Raw genomic sequence first — 16,986 nt, 5'->3', positions numbered from 1 at the left:
CGGGCAGCATCCTAGGCGGCGAAGATGACAGGCGCGCGAAGCCGGCCGGAGCCGGCCGCCGGCCTCACCAGAGGCGCGTCACCACGCCGTCGAACACCGAATCGGCCGAGATCAGCGGCAGGTGGTGATGGGCGGCGCTGGCTGCCAGCAGGCGGTCGAAGGGATCGCGATGCGGCCAATCCATCGTGGCTGCCTGCAGGCAGATGGTCGGAGTCAGCTCGACGACACTGCCGCCCTGCTCTTCCAGGATTCCGGGAAGCTTGGATACGAACGGCTCCATGGCCGGCCATTTTCCGAGCCGCACCTTCTGCCCGATCTCGAAGAACGAGATCGGGCTCAGCAACACGGTCTGGGTCTGTCCGATCGTCGCCCGGGCCTTGGCCGACAGCCGTTCGTCATCGGTCAAGATCCAGGCCCAGACATGGGTGTCGAGCAGGACAGCCCTCACCGGCCGCCTTCCCAGGCGGTCAGGTCGTCCTCGTCCAGCGGCTCGAAGAAGTCCGGCGTCGGGCCGTCCAGTTGCCCTTTGAGGATGCCGATTTTGAACGGTGTTTGCGGAATCGCGACCAGCTTGACCACGGGCTTGCGGCCCTTGGCGATGACCACCTCCTCGCCCGACAGCGCGGCGTCGATCAGCTTGGAGAGGTGGGTCTTGGCGACGTGGATGGTGACCTGCATGGCTTCCTCCGGGAACATGGCTAACTTAGCCAACCTTCGTATGTTGGTCAAGTTAGCCAACCCGCTGCGCCTGCCCCGTTACGGCTCCGTCTGGTCCACCTTGACCAGCACCTTGTCGATGCGGTTGCCGTCGAGGTCGATGACCTCGTAGCGCACGCCGTTCTCGACGAAGCTCTCCGCCACCTTCGGCAGGTGGCCGAGGTGCCAGAGCACGAAGCCGGCCAAGGTCTGGTAGTCGCCGTCCTCCGAGCGCAGGCCGCGCAGGCGCAGCAGCCGCTCGACCTCGTCGATCGGCGTCATCGCGTCGACCAGCCAGCTGCCGTCGTCACGGCGCACGATCGAATAGCCGGCGGTATCGATGGTCAGGTCGCCGACCTCGCCGGCGATCGCCGACAGGATGTCGGTCGGCGTCACCAGCCCTTCGACGCTGCCGTATTCGTCGACCACCACGGCGAGGTGAATGGCCGAGCTGCGGAAGGTCTGCAGCAGCTTCAGCGCCGGCGTGCCGTCCGGCACCACCAGCGGCGGCCGCATGGTCTCGGCCACGTCGAACGGGCCGCCCTGCAGCATGCGGTCGAGCAGGTCCTTGGTCTGGATCACGCCCTCGAGCTCGTCGAGCTCGCCGCGCGCCACCGGGAAGCGGCTGCAGCCGGCCTCGGCGATGGTCTTGCGGATCTCGTCCGGGCTGTCCTCGAGATCGATCCAGACCATCTCGTGCCGCGGCGTCATGATCGACCGCACCGACCGGTCGGCCAGGCGCAGCACGCCGTCGATCATCTCGCGCTCGGCCTCGACGAAGACGCCGGCCTCGGTGCCCTCGGCGATCAGCGTCTTCAGCTCCTCCTCCGTCACCGTCTGGGCGGGAACGGCGGAGACGCCGAGCAGGCGCAGCACCAGCTCGGTCGAGCGCTGCAGCAGCCAGACGATGGGGGCGCCGACCGCCGCGACCGTCTGCATCGGCCGGGCGACGCGGGCGGCGATGCCCTCGGCGTGGTTCAGCGCGATCCGCTTCGGCACCAGCTCGCCGATGATCAGCGAGAAATAGGTGATGGCGACCACCACCAGGGCGAAGGACAGGCCGTCGGCCCAGGGGCCGACCACCGGCAGGGGCTCAAGCCACTCGCGCACCGGCACCGACAGGGTGGCGCCGCCGAAGGCGCCGGCGAAGATGCCGACCAAAGTGATGCCGACCTGGACGGTGGACAGGAGGCGGTTCGGATCCGCGGCCAAAGCGAGGGCGGCGCGGGCGCCGCGATGGCCCTGTTCGGCCATGCCCTGCAGCCGGGCGCGGCGGGCGGAGACCAAGGCCAGTTCCGACATCGCGAAAAAGGCGTTGATCAGGATGAGAAGCACGACGATGACGAGTTCGACGATCATCGGCGGCCGCTAGACGGAGGTTCGTCCGTCTCTTCGCTGTGGGAAGCTGGCATAATGCCGGCTGAGATACCCGGTCCGGCGCCCCCGCGTCCACCGTCATGCCGAGAGTATTCGGCGGAGCGGCGGCCAGCGGGGGGAAAATCTGCCCGGATCAGAGCCGGTTACACCGGCATCCCGATCATCATCTGGAACTCGCGGCGCAGCTGCGGCTCGTCGCGGAAGGCGCCGATCATGCAGCTGGTCACCATCTGGGTGCCGTGCTTGTGCACGCCGCGCGTGGTCATGCAGTGGTGCTGCGACGACACCATCACCGCCACGCCGCGCGGCTTCAGCACCTGGTCGATCGCCGAGGCGATCTGCGCGGTCAGCCGCTCCTGGATCTGCAGCCGCTTGGCATAGGCGTCGACCACCCGCGCCAGCTTGGAGATGCCGACCACCCGCCGGTCCGGCAGATAGGCCACATGCGCCTTGCCGATGATCGGCACCATGTGGTGCTCGCAATGCGACTCGAAGTCGATGTCGCGCAGCAGCACCATCTCGTCGTAGCCCTCGACCTCCTCGAAGGTGCGGGACAGCAGCTCGACCGGGTCCTGGGCGTAGCCGCGGAAAAACTCCTCATACGCCTTCACCACCCGCTTCGGCGTGTCGCGCAGGCCCTCGCGCGCGATGTCCTCGCCGGCCCAGCGCAGCAGCACGCGCACCGCGTCCTCGGCCTCGGACCGGCTCGGGCGATGCTCAGGCCCGCGCACAGGCTGCGCCAGGACATTGGCCGCCACGGGGGTGAAGGGGTTGCGGGTCATGATGCCGGCTTCTCCGGGCGGTTGTCGTTGTCGGTTCTGGTCCAACCAGGACTCTGGTCTGTCACGTCAGTTCAATCGGATCGTACGATGCGGGCTGTCCAGCGAAAAGGCGGGGATCGCCACGTCGAAGCGCTCGCCCGACGGGGTCTCCATCTGATAGGTGCCGACCATGATGCCCGACGGCGTCGCGATCGGCGCGCCGCTGGTGTACTGGAACGCCTTGCCCGGCTCGATCACCGGCTCGACCCCGACCACGCCGGGGCCGCGGACCTCTTGCACCCGGCCGAACTCGTCGGTGATCCGCCAGTAGCGGCTGCGCAGCTGCACCCGCTCGCGCCCGTGATTGACGATGCGGACATGATAGGCCCAGACGTAGTGATTCTCGTCGGGCGAGGATTGGTCCTCGAGATAGGTCGGTTCGACCGACACCTCGATCGCCCGGGTTTCCGCAGTGTACATGTCGTCGATCCGCTGGCGGGCGCGTCGGCGCCGTGGTCTCGATCAGACTATATGGGACGCTGCGGCGTCGCGTCCAATTGCGACGCGACCGGGGATTCGAATCCGATCTCGACCCGGTCATTGGCCGGCTCCGCCTGGCCCGGCGGGGCGGGCCGCCGCGGATCGGCCGCGCCGGCGCCGGCGACCGTGATTCGCCCCGGCGCGATCCCGGCCGCCCGCAGCCGCGCCGCCACCAGCCTGGCCCGCCGCAGCGACAGGCGCTGGGCGGCTGCCGGGTCGCCGCCGGCATCGGCATGGCCGGTGACGATCAGGCGCGGCACCGGCCCCTTGGCCCGGCGCCGGGCGTCCTCGACCACCGCGGCGGCGACCGCGGCGGCGCCGTCCGGCGCCATCCCGGTCTTGCCGGGCAGGAAGAAGACGTAGCGGATTTCGGCCGAAAGCGCCCGGTCCACCGGCACCGACTCGGGCAGCTCGATCCGGTCGCGCGACGGCACGCACCCCGCCGCCAGGCCTGCCAGGGCCCCCCACACCAGCACCGCAACGATCCGCATCGGTCTCCGCCGTCCCGTCTCCGTCCCACGGGCAGCATAGGGCGACGTGATGGCGGCGGCGAGGCGGCATCGCCGGCTCGCTTCGATCGGACGGTTGGCCGGAGCGGACCGAGGTGGCTACCATGCCCGCCGTCGAAGCAGCGCCAATGAGGATCATGCGCATCGCCATCATCGGGGCCGGGTTCACCGGCTGCCTGCTCGCGGTCCAGCTCCTGCGCCGCTCGGCCGGGGCGGCGAAGGTCGTGCTGATCGAGCGCGGCGGCCCGCCCGGCCGCGGCTTGGCCTATGGCACGCCGCACCCGGCGCATCTGCTGAACGTCCTCACCGCCAACATGAGCGACTTCCCGGACCAGCCGGATGATTTCCAGAGCTGGGCCCGGGCGCATGGCGCCGGCGACCAGCCCTATCTGCCGCGCCGCTTCTATGGCGACTATCTCGGCGAGACGCTGGCCGCCGCCGGGCGCGACTTTCCCGGCGGGCTGACCATGCTGGCGGACGCCGCGGTGGGGCTGGACCGCGACGCCAACGGGGTGACGGTGCGCCTCGCCTCCGGCCGCACCGAGCCGGCCGACATCGCGGCGCTGTGCACCGGCAACGCAGCGCCCTCGGCCCCGGTGCCGCTGCCGGATGCGCCCGGGCGGATCCTGGTCGGGCCGGAAGATGCCTGCCTGCCCTCGATCCTGCCGGACGAGACCGTGCTGATCCTCGGCACCGGCCTGACCATGATCGACATCGCCGCCGGCCTGGCGGCGCAGGACCATCGCGGCCGCGTCCTGGCGCTGTCGCGGCGCGGGCTCCTGCCCCGGCCGCATCGCGACGTCGCCAGCAAGCCGGCGGCGCTGGACGCGGCGGAGTTCGTCGGCCTGCCGGCGCTGGCGGTGCTGCGCCGGCTCCGCGCCCTGAGCCGCGAGGCGGAGCAGGCGGGCGGTGATTGGCGCGCCGTGATCGACGGGCTGCGGCCCTTCACCCAGCGGCTGTGGCAGGCCTGGGACGAGGCGGAGGCGGGGCGCTTCCTGCGCCATCTGCGGCCCTGGTGGGACGTGCATCGGCACCGGGTGGCGCCGGCCATCGCCGACCGGGTCGGGGCGATGATCGCCTCGGGCCAGCTGCAGGTGCTGGCCGGGCGGCTGCGCAATGTGGCGCCGACGGAGGACGGGCTGACGGTGACACTGCGCCGCCGCGGCGCCGCGGCCGACGAGACCCGGACGATCTGCCGCCTTGTCCTGGCCAGCGGACCGGAGACCGATCCGGGTCGGACCGCCGATCCGCTGCTGCGGTCGCTGCTCGCCGGCGGCGCGGCGCGGCCGGTCCGGCTGCGCCTCGGCCTCGACGTCGATGCCGGGGGCCGGCTGATCGGCCATGACGGCCAGCCCTCGCCGCGGCTCTACGCGCTGGGCCCGCCGACCCGCGGCGCCTTCTGGGAGATCACGGCGGTGCCCGACATCCGCAAGCAATGCGCCGAGGTGGCGGCGGCGATACTGAAGGGCGACGTCGTCCCGCCCCCCGCCAAGCCCGGATTCGATCCGGTGATTTAGCGGGAGGGGAATGGGGTTCGAGACCCATTCCCGGTCCCCCAAACTGTCAAGCCCGGCAATGACAGGAAAAGGGAAGAGTTGGAGCAAGGCTGGGTTCGGTGCACGAACCCAGCCTGCGCCCCTCGGTCCTTACCGCACTTTCCCTTCCTTCCAGGCCTGCAGCAGGCTGTCATAGGCCACGGTCTGGCCCTTCTCCTTCTCGTTCTCCAGCTTCGGCTTCGGCGCGCCGGGGGCGTCGAACCACTCCTGGGCGGTCTTCTCCTCGTTCAGCTTCGGCCCGCAATCGCCGAGATTGCCGGCCCGCTCCAGCCGCGCCAGCACCTGGTCCTGCTGCTTGGCCAGGTTGTCCATCGCCTGCTGCGGCGTGACCTCGCCGGTCACCGCCTCGGCCACGTTCTGCCACCACAGCTGCGCCAGCCGCGGATAGTCGGGGACATTGGTGCCGGTCGGGGTCCAGGCGACGCGCGCCGGGCTGCGGTAGAACTCGACCAGCCCGCCCAGCTTCGGCGCCATCTCGTCCATCGCCTTGGAGCGGATGTCGCTGTCGCGGATCGGGGTCAGGCCGACCTGCAGCTTCTTCAGCGAGGTCGATTTGCAGATGCAGAACTGGGCGTACAGCCAGGCCGCCTGCTGCCGCTCCTTCGGGGTGCTCTTCATCAGGGTCCAGGAGCCGCAATCCTGGTAGCCCAGCTTCATCCCCTCTTCCCAATACGGGCCGTGCGGCGAGGGCGCCATGCGCCATTTCGGCGTGCCGTCCTCGTTCACCACCGGCAGGCCGGGCTTGGACAGGTCGGCGGTGAAGGCGGTGTACCAGAAGATCTGCTGGGCGATGTTGCCCTGGCCCGGCACCGGCCCGGCCTCGGAGAAGGTCATGCCGGCCGCCTCGGGCGGGGCGTACGCCTTCAGCCACTCGATGTACTTGGTCAAGGCGTACACCGCGGCCGGGCCGTTGGTGTCGCCGCCGCGGGTGACGCTGGAGCCGGCCGGGCGGCAGCCCTCGACCCGGATGCCCCATTCGTCGACCGGCAGGCCGTTCGGGATGCCCTTGTCGCCGGCGCCGGCCATCGACAGCCAGGCATCGGTGAAGCGCCAGCCCAGCGACGGGTCCTTCTTGCCGTAATCCATATGGCCCCAGACGCGGACGCCGTTGATCTCCTTCACCTTGTTGGTGAAGAAGTCGGCGATGTCCTCATAGGCCGACCAGTTCACCGGCACGCCCAAATCGTAGCCGTACGCCGCCTTGAACTGCTCCTGCAGCTTCGGGTCGGTGAACCAGTCGTAGCGGAACCAGTACAGGTTCGCGAACTGCTGGTCCGGGATCTGGTACAGCTTGCCGTCCGGGCCGGTGGTGAAGCTCTTGCCCATGAAGTCGTCGACGTCGAGCGTCGGCAGGGTGAAATCCTTGCCGTCGCCGGCCATGAAATCGGACAGCGGCACGGCCTGGCCGTAACGGAAATGCGTGCCGATCAGGTCGCTGTCGTTGACGTACGCGTCGTAGATGTTCTGGCCGGACTGCATCTGGGTCTGCAGCTTCTCGATCACGTCGCCTTCCTGAATCAGGTCGTGCTTCAGGTTGATGCCGGTGATCTCGGAGAAGGCGCGGGCCAGCGTCTTGGCCTCGTATTCATGGGTGGTGATCGTCTCCGACACCACGTTGATGTCCATGCCGCGGAACGGCTCGGCCGCCTTGATGAAGAACTCCATCTCCTTCAGCTGCTCGTCCTTGGACAGCGTCGAAGGCTGGAACTCGGTGTCGATCCACTTCCTGGCGTTGGCCGTCAGCTGTTCGGCGCCCTGGGCGAAGGCGCGGCGGGCGAAGCCCGGCACCGCGATGGCGGCGCCGAGCGCGGAGGCGCCGCGCAGCAGGTCCCGGCGGTGGACCGGGAACCCGCCCGGCCCGTGCAGCATCTTGGTCATGATCTCTCCCCGTCTTCAGATGTTGAAACCAGCACGCCCCGTTGGCCGGGGCCGGTCCGGACCTGCGTCAGCTCATCCGAACCGCATCACCGCGATCATCCACGCCACGGCGATCGCGAAGCCGTACCAGAGGCTGCCCGAGGCCAGCCCGACCCAGGCGAGGTGGATGTAGGCGGCGCCGAGCAGGCCGATGAACAGCCGGTCGCCGCGGGTGGTCGTCAGCGGCAGGAAGCCCCTCCGGGGCACCGAGGGCGAGGCCAGCTGCCACGCCGTCATGGCGACGAGCAGCGCCGCGATGCCGCAGAAGAACCAGGCTGTCGGCGGCGTCCACACCATCCAGTCGAGGGTCATGGCTGTCTCCTCACACCCGGCCCAGGGCGAAGCCCTTGGCGATGTAGTTGCGGACGAACCAGATCACGATCGCGCCGGGCACGATGGTCAGCACGCCGGCGGCGGCCAGCAGCGACCAGTCCATGCCGGACGCGCTGACCGTCCGGGTCATGGTGGCGGCGATCGGCTTGGCGTTGACCGAGGTCAGGGTGCGGGCCAGGAGCAGCTCGACCCAGGAGAACATGAAGCAGAAGAAGGCGGTGACGCCGATGCCGCCGCGGATCAGCGGCACGAAGATGGTCAGGAAGAAGCGCGGGAAGGAGTAGCCGTCGATATAGGCGGTCTCGTCGATCTCCTTCGGCACGCCGGACATGAAGCCCTCCAGGATCCACACCGCCAGCGGCACGTTGAACAGGCAGTGCGCCAGGGCGACGGCGTAGGTCGTGTCGGTCAGGCCGATCGCGGAATAGAGCTGGAAGAAGGGCAGCAGGAACACCGCCGGCGGCGACATCCGGTTCGACAGCAGCCAGAAGAACATGTGGGTGTCGCCGAGGAAGCGGTACCGGCTGAAGGCGTAGGCCGCCGGCAGCGCCACCAGCACCGAGAGCACCATGTTCATCAGCACATAGCTGATCGAGTTGAGGTAGCCCCAGTACCAGGACGGGTCGGTCAGGATCCTGGCGTAGTTGGCGACGGTCACCTTGTGCGGGAACAGGGTGAAGCCGGACAGGATCTCCTGGTTCTCCTTCAGCGACATGCTGACCAGCCAGTAGATCGGCAGCAGCAGGAACAGCATGTACAGGATCAGGATGACGGCGCGGGTGCGCGGGCTCATGACGCGTCGCCTTTCCCGAGATTGGTGATGACCGTGTAGAACAGCCAGGAGAACAAGAGGATGATCAGGAAGTAGATGATCGAGAACGCCGCCGCCGGCCCGAGGTCGAACTGGCCGACCGCCATCTTGGTCAGCTCCTGGCTCAGGAAGGTGGTGGCGTTGCCAGGCCCGCCGCCGGTCAGGACGAAGGGCTCGGTGTAGATCATGAAGCTGTCCATGAAGCGCAGCAGCACCGCGATCAGCAGCACGCCCGTCATCTTCGGCAGCTGGATATAGCGGAACACCGCCCAGCGCGAGGCGCCGTCGATCCGCGCCGCCTGGTAGAAGGCGTCCGGGATCGAGCGCAGCCCGGCATAGCCGAGCAGGGCGACCAAGGACGTCCAGTGCCAGATGTCCATCACCAGCACCGTGATCCAGGCGTCGAACGGGTCGCCGGTGTAGTTGTAGTCGAGGCCGAGGCGGTTGATCAGCACGCCGGCCAGGCCGATGTCGGGCCGGGCGAAGATCTGCCAGATGGTGCCGACCACGTTCCAGGGAATGAGGAGCGGCAGCGCCAGCACCACCAGCGTGACCGAGACGGCCCAGCCGCGCGCCGGCATGCACAGCGCCACAAGCACGCCGAGCGGGATCTCGATTGCCAGCACGCAGAAGCTGAAGATCAGCTGCCGGCCGAGCGCCGCCTGCAGCCGGTCGTCCTGCAGCACCTGCTCGAACCATTCGGTGCCGACGAAGACGCCCTGGCCGGGGCCGAAGATGTCCTGCACCGAATAGTTCACGACCGTCATGAGCGGGATGATGGCGCTGAACGCGACCAGCAGCACCACCGGGACGACCAGGAACCAGGCGGCGTTGTTCGGGGTCTTGTCCATGATCAGCCCACCAGCCTGCCGTCGGCATAGAGAAGGGTGCGCTCCGGCGGGAAGCGCAGATGCGCGGTGTCGGCCGGGACGCCGCGGCCCTCGGCCAGCTTGGCCTTCACCGTCGCGGCGCCGAGCCGGAGCGTGACGATCAGATGGGTGCCGAGGTCCTCGACCCCGGTCACCGTGGCCGGGATGCCGTTGTCGGCGATCTCCAGGAACTCCGGCCGGATGCCGAGCTCGAGCGTGCCGGCGCCGCCGGCCAGGAAGGCTTCGGCGCCGCGGCGGGCCGAATTGGACAGCGGCACCCGGCCGCCCTCGATCACGGCATCGCCCTGGTCGACGATGCAGGGCAGGAGGTTGATGCCGGGGCTGCCGATGAAGTAGCCGACGAAGGTGTGAGCCGGCCGCTCGAACAGCTCCTGCGGGGTGCCCAGCTGCACCACCTGGCCGTCATACATCACGATCACCTCATCGGCGAAGGTCAGCGCCTCGAGCTGGTCGTGGGTGACGTAGATCAGGCTGGTCCGCACCTGCTCGTGCACCTCCTTCAGCTTGCGCCGGAGCTGCCACTTGAGATGCGGGTCGATCACCGTCAGCGGCTCGTCGAACAGGATGGCGGCGACGTCCTTGCGCACCAGGCCGCGGCCGAGCGAGATCTTCTGCTTCTCGTCGGCGTCCAGGCCGCGGGCGCGGCGCTTCAGCACCGGCGTCAGCTCCAGCATCTCGGCGACCTCGGCGACGCGGGCGTCGATCTCGGGCCGGGGCAGCTTGCGGTTGCGCAGCGGGAAGGCCAGGTTCTCGGCCACCGTCATGGTGTCGTAGACCACCGGGAACTGGAACACCTGGGCGATGTTGCGCTGCTCCGGCGACGCCTGGGTAACGTCGCGGCCGTCGAACAGGATCTGGCCCTGGCTGGGCGTCACCAGGCCGGAGATGATGTTGAGCAGCGTGGTCTTGCCGCAGCCGGACGGGCCGAGCAGGGCGTAGGCGCGGCCGCTCTGCCAGACCATGTCCATCGGCCGCAGCGCGTAGTCCGCCGGGTCGGTCGGGTTCGGCTTGTAGCTGTGCGCCAGGGACTTGAGCTCGATGCGGGCCATGCTGTCACCTGGTCCGGGCCGGGGCGGCGGCGAGCCGGCCGGCCGGGTCGAAGACGTAGATCCGGGCGGGATCGATCGCGACCGTCAGCGGCTCGCCCAGCGGGTGCTTGTGCACCCCGGTCTGCTGCGCCACCCAGGGCCGGTCGCCGAAATGGAAATGGACATAGGTCTCGGAGCCGCTGATCTCGGCCAGCTCGACCCGGGTCGAGACCGAGGCCTCACCCGGGCCGCCGGCGCCGAGGCGGAGATGGCCCGGCCGCACGCCGACGGTGCAGGGCCCGGCCGTCAGCCCGGCCAGGTGACCGGCCAGCGGCACCGAAACGCCGTCGGCCAGGCGCAGCGCGCCGTCCGCGACCTCGGCCGGGCCGATGTTCATCGGCGGGTCGCTGAACACCTCGGCCACCTTGGTCGAGGCCGGGCGCTGGAACACCTCGACCGTCGGCCCGATCTGCAGCAGCCGGCCTTCGTCCAGCACCGCGGTGCGGCCACCCAGGATCAGCGCCTCGGCCGGCTCGGTGGTGGCGTAGACCACGATCGCCTTGCCGCGCCGGAAGATCTCCGACAGCTCGGCCCGCAGCTCCTCGCGCAGCTTGTAGTCGAGATTGACCAGCGGCTCGTCCAGCAGCAGCAGCCCGGCATCCTTGACCAGCGCCCGGGCGATCGCGGTGCGCTGCTGCTGGCCGCCCGACAGCTCGCCCGGCAGCCGGGTCAGGAACCGGTCGATCCGCAGCATCGCCGCGGTCTCGCGCACCCGGCGGTCGACCTCGGCCCGGCCGAGGCCCTTGAGGCGCAGCGGCGAGGCGATGTTGTCGTAGACCGTCTTCGACGGGTAGTTGATGAACTGCTGGTAGACCATGGCGACGTCGCGGTTGCGCACCGAGGTGCCGGTGACGTCGCGGCCATCGACCAGGACCCGGCCGCGGCTCGGCCGCTCCAGCCCCGCCATCAGCCGCATCAGCGTGGTCTTGCCGGCCTGGGTGCGGCCCAGCAGCACGGTCAGCGTGCCGGGCTCGAGCGTCAGGTCGAGCGGATGGATGTGGGCCTCCGCGCCGACGTCCCGGGTCACGCTTTCGAGCACGAGCGTCACGATGCGGCCCTTTCCTCGGGACGGGAATTGCGGGCCCCGAGCCAGTCGTCGATCAGGCCATGCGCCTCGGCCGGGATGTGCAGCCCGAGCTTGGACCGGCGCCACAGCACATCGTCGGCGGTGCGCGCCCATTCCTGGTCGGCCAGGTAGTCCAGCTCGGCCTCGGTCAGCCCGGCGCCGAAGTCGCGGCCGAGATCCTCCAGGCTTTTCGCCGATCCCAGCAGCCGGTCGACCCTGGTGCCGTAGGCGCGGGCCAGGCGGCGGGCCAGCGGCTCCGGCAGCCAGGGCCGGGCGGCGCGCAGCTTCACCAGGAAGCCCTCGAAATCGGCATCCGGGATGTCGCCGCCGGGCAGCGGCGCCGCGGCGGTCCAGGGGGCGCCCTTGATGGCCAGCACCGGCGCCAGCTTCTCCAGCGCATGCTCGGACAGGCGGCGGAAGGTGGTGATCTTGCCGCCGAACACCGACAGCGCCGGCGCCTGGCCCTCCGGCGCATCCAGCTCCAGCACGTAGTCGCGGGTGGCCTCGGAGGCGCTGGACGAGCCGTCATCATAGAGCGGCCGCACGCCGGCATAGCTCCAGACCACGTCGTCCGGCGTTGGGCCGGCGGTGAAGCAGCGGCCGACCGCCTCGCACAGATAGGCCGTCTCCTCCGGCGTGATGCCGACGCCTGCCGGGTCGCCCTGGTAGTCCAGGTCGGTGGTGCCGACCAGCGAGAACTTGCCCTCATAGGGGATGACGAAGACGATGCGCCGGTCGGCATTCTGCAGGATGAAGGCTTCGGGCCCGTCATAGAGCCGCGGCACCACGATGTGGCTGCCCTTGACCAGCCGCACGCGGGAAGCGCCCGGCAGGCCGACCGTGTCGTTCAGCACATGCTTGACCCAGGGGCCGCCGGCATTGACCAGGCCGCGGGCCGAAACCTGCCGCTCGCTGCCGTCGGCGCCGCGCAGCGTGGCCGTCCAGCGGCCGTTCTCGCGCTTCGCCTGGACGCATTCGGTGCGGGTCAGGATCTCGGCGCCGCGCTCCTTCGCGTCCAGCGCCGCCAGCGCCACCATGCGGGCGTCGTCGACCGAGCAGTCGGAATATTCGAAACCGCGCGTCAGATGCGGCTTCAGCACCCGGCCGATGGCGCCGCCGCGCAGCCGCAGCCCGCGGCTGGCCGGCAGGATCTTGCGGCCGCCGAGATGGTCGTACAGGAACAGCCCGATCCGCACCATCCAGGCCGGCCGCATCGACCGGTCGTGCGGCAGCACGAATCGCAGCGGGCGGATGATGTGCGGCGCCGCGCGCAGCAGCACCTCGCGCTCCATCAGCGCCTCGCGGACCAGGCGGAACTCGTAATATTCGAGATAGCGCAGCCCGCCATGGATCAGCTTGGTCGAGGCCGAGGACGTGGCGCCGGCCAGGTCGGCCTTCTCGCACAGCAGGACGGACAGGCCGCGCCCGGCCGCGTCACGGGCGATGCCGACGCCGTTGACGCCGCCGCCGATGACCAGGAGGTCGTACAGCACCTCAGCCACGTTTCCTGCCTTTGTTTGCGGCTGCGCCGCTTTCGATATTCGCAAACGAAAATCTGCATCGGCGATCGATGCGATGCAATCGGAATTCGCGCCGAATGCGCAGTATTTTGTCCCGCCAGGCGTTCGCATGTGCGAAAGCGAAGGCAGATGCACATTCTATTGTCTACTTTTTGTATGTAAAATTACAGATGATCGATGGAATTTTATGTGAAATAGAGATTGCGTTCGTCGCGGTTCCCCGCCTTACTGTCCCCGACGCCGCCACACCACCAACCAACCGAACATCGGAGGTCGAGTCATGCGGTTCATGACCACTCGGCTGCTGGCCGCGGCGGCCATCGCGCTGGCTGCGGCCACGGCGCATGCGGCCGACATCAAGCTGCTCAACGTCTCCTACGACCCGACGCGCGAGCTGTACAAGCAGGTCAATGCCGCCTTCGCCGAGCAGTGGAAGGCGAAGTCCGGCGACACCGTCACCATCGAGGCCTCGCATGGCGGCTCGGGCGCCCAGGCGCGCTCGGTGATCGACGGGCTGCAGGCCGATGTCGTCACCCTGGCGCTGGCCTATGACGTCGACGCCATCGCCAGCAGAGGGCTGATCGACAAGGCCTGGCAGACACGGCTGCCGGACAACAGCGCGCCCTACACCTCGACCATCGTGTTCCTGGTGCGCAAGGGCAACCCGAAGGGGATCAAGGACTGGCCCGATTTGGCCAAGGAGGGGGTCCAGGTGATCACCCCGAACCCGAAGACCTCGGGCGGGGCGCGCTGGAACTACCTCGCCGCCTGGGGCTATGCGCTGAAGCAGCCCGGCGGCAACGACCAGACGGCGCAGGAGCTCGTGCGGAAGATCTTCGCCAATGTGCCGGTGCTCGACACCGGCGCCCGCGGCTCGACCACCACCTTCGTCCAGCGCGGCATCGGCGACGTGCTGCTGGCCTGGGAGAACGAGGCCTTCCTGGCGGTCAAGGAGCTCGGGCCTGACGAGTTCGACATCGTCGTGCCGTCGGTCTCGATCCTGGCCGAGCCCACGGTCGCGGTGGTCGACAAGGTGGTCGACGCCCGCGGCACCCGCGCCGTGGCCCAGGCCTATCTCGAATTCCTGTACTCGCCCGAAGGGCAGGAGCTTGCGGCCAAGAATTTCTACCGGCCACGGTCGCCGGAGGTGGCGGCGCGCTATAAGGACAACTTTCCGGCCGTAAACCTGTTCACCATCGACGATCTCTTCGGTGGCTGGCAGAAGGCGCAACAGGCACACTTCTCGGATGGCGGCACCTTCGATCAGATCTACCGAAAGGGCTAGGGAAAGCCCGCCCCCGGCAGCGCGCCATGTCGGCGTGCTGCCGGGATTCGGGCTGACCCTCGGCTTCTCCCTCACCTATCTCGCGCTCCTGGTCCTGCTGCCGCTGGCGGCGCTGGTGATCCGACCCTGGGAGCTCGGGGTCGAGGGCGTCTGGCGGGTGGTGTCGTCGGAGCGCACCCTGGCGGCGCTCAAGGTCAGCTTCGGCCTGGCGCTGGCGGCGGCGGCGGTGAACGTGGTGTTCGGCACCATGGTCGCCTGGGTGGTGACGCGCTACCGCTTCTGGGGCCGGCCCTTGATGAACGCGCTGATCGACCTGCCCTTCGCCCTGCCGACGGCGGTGGCGGGCATCGCGCTGGCCGCGCTGTACTCGCCCAAGGGCTGGCTCGGCGGGCCCTTGATGCAGGTCGGCATCAAGGCCGCCTTCGGCCCGCCCGGCATCTTCATCGCGCTCGTGTTCATCGGCCTGCCCTTCGTGGTGCGCACGGTCGAGCCGGTGCTGGAGGACCTCGACCGCGAGATCGAGGAGGCCGCCGCCACCCTCGGCGCCCGGCGCTGGCAGGTGGTGTGGCGGGTGGTGCTGCCGCTGCTGTCGCCGGCGATCCTGACCGGCTTCATCCTGGCCTTCGCCCGGGCGGTCGGCGAATACGGATCGGTCATCTTCATCGCCGGCAACATCCCGGGCGTGTCGGAGATCGCGCCGCTGCTGATCGTGATCCGGCTGGAGGAGTACGACTATGCCGGCGCCGCCACGATCGGCGCGGTGATGCTGGCCGCTTCCTTCGTCATCATCCTGGTCGTCAACCTGTTGCAGCGCTGGAGCCGCAAATGGGCGGACTGACCCGCACCCTGGCGGCGGCGCGCACCCGGCTGAAGCCCGCCGAGAGGCCGTGGGAGGAGCCGTTCGGCATCCGCCTGGCGCTGATCACGATCGCCGTGATCTTCCTCGGCGTGTTCCTGGTGCTGCCGCTGGCCGTGGTGCTGACCGAGGCGATGCGCAAGGGCATCGACGCCTATCTCGAGGGCATCGGCAGCGAGGATTCGCTGGCCGCGATCCGCCTGACCCTGACCGTCGCCGCCATCGCCGTGCCGCTGAATACCGTGTTCGGCCTGGCCACCGCCTGGGCGATCGCCAAATTCGAGTTCCCGGGCAAGAGCCTGCTGACCACCTTCGTCGACCTGCCCTTCTCGGTCTCGCCGGTGATCTCGGGCCTGATCTATGTGCTGCTGTTCGGGGCGAATGGCTGGTTCGGGCCGTTCCTCGAGGCGCACGGCATCCGGGTGATCTTCACCGTTACCGGGCTGGTGATCGCCACCATCTTCGTCACCCTGCCCTTCGTTGCGCGCGAGCTGATCCCGCTGATGCAGGAGCAGGGCACGGACGAGGAGGAGGCGGCGGTGCTGCTGGGCGCCAGCGGCTGGCAGACCTTCTTCCGGGTGACGCTGCCCAACGTCAAATGGGCGCTCTTGTACGGCGTGCTGCTGTGCAACGCCCGGGCGATGGGCGAGTTCGGCGCCGTCTCGGTCGTCTCCGGCCATATCCGCGGCCAGACCAACACCATGCCGCTGCAGGTCGAGATCCTCTACAACGAGTATAATTTCGTCGGCGCCTTCGCCGTCGCCTCGCTGCTGGCCGGCCTCGCTTTGGTGACGCTGGTGCTGAAGACCCTGCTCGAATGGCGGTTCCGCTCGGACCGCTTCGACTCCGCGGAGAGCTGATGCCGATCGCCATCCAAGGCCTGACCAAGCGCTTCGGCCCGGTCTATGCGCTCAACGGCATCGAGCTGGAGGTGCCGGACCGCGCCTTCGTCGCCCTGCTCGGCCCCTCGGGCTCTGGCAAGACCACGCTCTTGCGCATCGTGGCCGGGCTGGAGCGCGCGGATGCCGGGCAGATCCTGGTCGACGGCGCCGACATCGCCGCGGTCAAGCCCCGCCAGCGCCGCATCGGCTTCGTGTTCCAGCACTACGCCCTGTTTCGGCACATGACCGTGTTCGGCAACATCGCCTTCGGCCTGCAGGTGCGGCCCGGCGCCACCCGCCCGCCCAAGGCCGAGATCGCGCGAAGGGTCGAGGAGCTGCTGGAGCTGGTGCAGCTGCCCGGGCTGGGGCGGCGCTTTCCGCGCCAGCTGTCGGGCGGCCAGCGCCAGCGCGTCGCCCTGGCCCGGGCCCTGGCGATCGAGCCCAAGCTGCTGCTGCTGGACGAGCCGTTCGGCGCGCTCGACGCCAAGGTGCGGAAGGAGCTGCGGGTGTGGCTGCGCGAACTGCACGACCGCACCGGCCTGACCAGCCTGTTCGTTACCCACGACCAGGAGGAGGCGCTGGAGCTGGCCGACCGGGTGGTGGTGCTGCGCGACGGGCGGATCGAGCAGCAGGGCGACCCGGCGGCGCTGGTCGACGCCCCGGCCACCGCCTTCGTCTCCAGCTTCCTCGGCGACGTCAACCGGCTGCCCTGCACGGTGACGGAAGCCAATGTGGTGGAGGTCGCCGGCCTGCGCCTGCCGGCCGACACCAGCGGCCTCGCGGTCGGCAGCAGGGCCGTCGCCGACATCCGGCCGCGTGCCATCCGGCTGCTGCCGGGCGGAGCGTCAGGCGACGGGCTGGTGCCCGGCACCGCCCGGCGGGTGCTGCACAGCGCCACCA

18 protein-coding genes are annotated in these 16,986 nt (G+C 69.4%); 5 read left to right on the top strand and 13 right to left on the bottom strand.

What is annotated here, in order from left to right; translation table 11 throughout:
- Positions 1-64: 64 nt before the first annotated feature.
- The 6 genes from ACTOWL_RS14330 to ACTOWL_RS14305 form a co-directional block, all read right to left on the bottom strand.
- Positions 65-448: a type II toxin-antitoxin system VapC family toxin gene (locus tag ACTOWL_RS14330; RefSeq protein ID WP_441321915.1), complete on the bottom strand. Its 384-nt coding sequence runs from the start codon at positions 446-448 to the stop codon at positions 65-67.
- Positions 445-678: a type II toxin-antitoxin system Phd/YefM family antitoxin gene (locus ACTOWL_RS14325; RefSeq protein ID WP_441321914.1), complete on the bottom strand. Its 234-nt coding sequence runs from the start codon at positions 676-678 to the stop codon at positions 445-447. The genes ACTOWL_RS14330 and ACTOWL_RS14325 overlap by 4 nt, the downstream gene beginning before the upstream one ends.
- A 78-nt stretch (positions 679-756) precedes the next feature.
- Positions 757-2,055 carry a hemolysin family protein gene (locus ACTOWL_RS14320; protein WP_441321913.1) on the bottom strand — a complete coding sequence of 433 codons (1,299 nt, stop codon included), beginning with the start codon at positions 2,053-2,055 and terminating at the stop codon, positions 757-759.
- Positions 2,056-2,216: 161 nt separating this feature from the next.
- Complete coding sequence (gene folE, locus ACTOWL_RS14315) at positions 2,217-2,855, bottom strand: GTP cyclohydrolase I FolE (RefSeq protein ID WP_441321912.1); 639 nt, start codon at positions 2,853-2,855, stop codon at positions 2,217-2,219.
- Between the two features lie 66 nt (positions 2,856-2,921).
- Positions 2,922-3,314 (bottom strand): Co2+/Mg2+ efflux protein ApaG, encoded by a 393-nt coding sequence (gene apaG, locus ACTOWL_RS14310; protein WP_441321911.1) that lies wholly within the window; start codon positions 3,312-3,314, stop codon positions 2,922-2,924.
- A 47-nt stretch (positions 3,315-3,361) separates the two neighbouring features.
- The gene (locus ACTOWL_RS14305) at positions 3,362-3,865 is read right to left on the bottom strand and encodes an OmpA family protein (protein WP_441321910.1); all 504 of its coding nucleotides are present in this window, start codon (positions 3,863-3,865) and stop codon (positions 3,362-3,364) included.
- A 146-nt stretch (positions 3,866-4,011) separates the two neighbouring features.
- Here ACTOWL_RS14305 and ACTOWL_RS14300 point away from each other — a divergent pair, with 146 nt between their 5' ends.
- Entirely contained in the window at positions 4,012-5,400 is a 1,389-nt protein-coding gene (locus tag ACTOWL_RS14300) for an FAD/NAD(P)-binding protein (RefSeq protein WP_441321909.1), read from the top strand.
- A 129-nt stretch (positions 5,401-5,529) separates the two neighbouring features.
- On the opposite strand, the gene ACTOWL_RS14295 is transcribed toward ACTOWL_RS14300, so the two are convergent.
- The 7 genes from ACTOWL_RS14295 to glpD all read right to left on the bottom strand — a co-directional run bounded on the left by ACTOWL_RS14295 (position 5,530) and on the right by glpD (position 13,046).
- Positions 5,530-7,308, bottom strand: coding sequence for an extracellular solute-binding protein (locus tag ACTOWL_RS14295; protein ID WP_441321999.1), 1,779 nt, complete (start codon positions 7,306-7,308; stop codon positions 5,530-5,532).
- 81 nt (positions 7,309-7,389) lie between these two features.
- Positions 7,390-7,668, bottom strand: coding sequence for a DUF2160 domain-containing protein (locus ACTOWL_RS14290; protein WP_441321908.1), 279 nt, complete (start codon positions 7,666-7,668; stop codon positions 7,390-7,392).
- Positions 7,669-7,678: 10 nt separating this feature from the next.
- Entirely contained in the window at positions 7,679-8,482 is an 804-nt protein-coding gene (locus ACTOWL_RS14285) for a carbohydrate ABC transporter permease (protein ID WP_441321907.1), read from the bottom strand.
- The gene (locus ACTOWL_RS14280) at positions 8,479-9,351 is read right to left on the bottom strand and encodes a carbohydrate ABC transporter permease (RefSeq protein WP_441321906.1); all 873 of its coding nucleotides are present in this window, start codon (positions 9,349-9,351) and stop codon (positions 8,479-8,481) included. The genes ACTOWL_RS14285 and ACTOWL_RS14280 overlap by 4 nt, the downstream gene beginning before the upstream one ends.
- A gap of 2 nt (positions 9,352-9,353) precedes the next feature.
- A complete protein-coding gene (locus ACTOWL_RS14275) occupies positions 9,354-10,439 on the bottom strand; it encodes an ABC transporter ATP-binding protein (RefSeq protein ID WP_441321905.1) in 1,086 nt (361 codons plus the stop codon).
- A 4-nt stretch (positions 10,440-10,443) separates the two neighbouring features.
- Positions 10,444-11,526, bottom strand: a complete 1,083-nt coding sequence (locus tag ACTOWL_RS14270) for an ABC transporter ATP-binding protein (protein ID WP_441321904.1) — start codon at positions 11,524-11,526, stop codon at positions 10,444-10,446.
- Positions 11,523-13,046 (bottom strand): glycerol-3-phosphate dehydrogenase, encoded by a 1,524-nt coding sequence (gene glpD, locus ACTOWL_RS14265; RefSeq protein WP_441321903.1) that lies wholly within the window; start codon positions 13,044-13,046, stop codon positions 11,523-11,525. The genes ACTOWL_RS14270 and glpD overlap by 4 nt, the downstream gene beginning before the upstream one ends.
- Positions 13,047-13,344: 298 nt before the next feature.
- Here glpD and ACTOWL_RS14260 point away from each other — a divergent pair, with 298 nt between their 5' ends.
- From ACTOWL_RS14260 to ACTOWL_RS14245, 4 genes are all read left to right on the top strand, one after another.
- Positions 13,345-14,349, top strand: a complete 1,005-nt coding sequence (locus ACTOWL_RS14260) for a sulfate ABC transporter substrate-binding protein (protein ID WP_441321902.1) — start codon at positions 13,345-13,347, stop codon at positions 14,347-14,349.
- Positions 14,312-15,187 (top strand): sulfate ABC transporter permease subunit CysT, encoded by an 876-nt coding sequence (gene cysT / locus ACTOWL_RS14255; RefSeq protein WP_441321901.1) that lies wholly within the window; start codon positions 14,312-14,314, stop codon positions 15,185-15,187. Before ACTOWL_RS14260 ends, cysT begins: the two co-directional genes overlap by 38 nt.
- Positions 15,175-16,065, top strand: coding sequence for a sulfate ABC transporter permease subunit CysW (cysW, locus tag ACTOWL_RS14250; RefSeq protein WP_441321900.1), 891 nt, complete (start codon positions 15,175-15,177; stop codon positions 16,063-16,065). Before cysT ends, cysW begins: the two co-directional genes overlap by 13 nt.
- Positions 16,065-16,986 (top strand): sulfate/molybdate ABC transporter ATP-binding protein (locus tag ACTOWL_RS14245; protein WP_441321899.1); only part of this gene is annotated, 922 nt, incomplete at its 3' end. The genes cysW and ACTOWL_RS14245, both read left to right, overlap by 1 nt.

Source organism: Inquilinus sp. CA228 (genome assembly GCF_052078665.1).
Classification (GTDB): Bacteria; Pseudomonadota; Alphaproteobacteria; order DSM-16000; family Inquilinaceae; genus Inquilinus.
Note: the sequence above shows the minus strand (reverse complement) of the source record. Positions and strands in the feature narration are given on the sequence as shown.

Coding starts and splice junctions, on each gene's coding strand:
- ACTOWL_RS14285 (WP_441321907.1), bottom strand. CDS start 8,482: ATGAGCCCGCGCACCCGCGCCGTCATCCTGATCCTGTACATGCTGTTC.
- ACTOWL_RS14305 (WP_441321910.1), bottom strand. CDS start 3,865: ATGCGGATCGTTGCGGTGCTGGTGTGGGGGGCCCTGGCAGGCCTGGCG.
- cysT (WP_441321901.1), top strand. CDS start 14,312: ATGGCGGCACCTTCGATCAGATCTACCGAAAGGGCTAGGGAAAGCCCG.
- ACTOWL_RS14280 (WP_441321906.1), bottom strand. CDS start 9,351: ATGGACAAGACCCCGAACAACGCCGCCTGGTTCCTGGTCGTCCCGGTG.
- ACTOWL_RS14290 (WP_441321908.1), bottom strand. CDS start 7,668: ATGACCCTCGACTGGATGGTGTGGACGCCGCCGACAGCCTGGTTCTTC.
- ACTOWL_RS14260 (WP_441321902.1), top strand. CDS start 13,345: ATGCGGTTCATGACCACTCGGCTGCTGGCCGCGGCGGCCATCGCGCTG.
- folE (WP_441321912.1), bottom strand. CDS start 2,855: ATGACCCGCAACCCCTTCACCCCCGTGGCGGCCAATGTCCTGGCGCAG.
- ACTOWL_RS14300 (WP_441321909.1), top strand. CDS start 4,012: ATGAGGATCATGCGCATCGCCATCATCGGGGCCGGGTTCACCGGCTGC.
- apaG (WP_441321911.1), bottom strand. CDS start 3,314: ATGTACACTGCGGAAACCCGGGCGATCGAGGTGTCGGTCGAACCGACC.
- ACTOWL_RS14295 (WP_441321999.1), bottom strand. CDS start 7,308: ATGCTGCACGGGCCGGGCGGGTTCCCGGTCCACCGCCGGGACCTGCTG.
- ACTOWL_RS14320 (WP_441321913.1), bottom strand. CDS start 2,055: ATGATCGTCGAACTCGTCATCGTCGTGCTTCTCATCCTGATCAACGCC.
- cysW (WP_441321900.1), top strand. CDS start 15,175: ATGGGCGGACTGACCCGCACCCTGGCGGCGGCGCGCACCCGGCTGAAG.
- ACTOWL_RS14325 (WP_441321914.1), bottom strand. CDS start 678: ATGCAGGTCACCATCCACGTCGCCAAGACCCACCTCTCCAAGCTGATC.
- ACTOWL_RS14275 (WP_441321905.1), bottom strand. CDS start 10,439: ATGGCCCGCATCGAGCTCAAGTCCCTGGCGCACAGCTACAAGCCGAAC.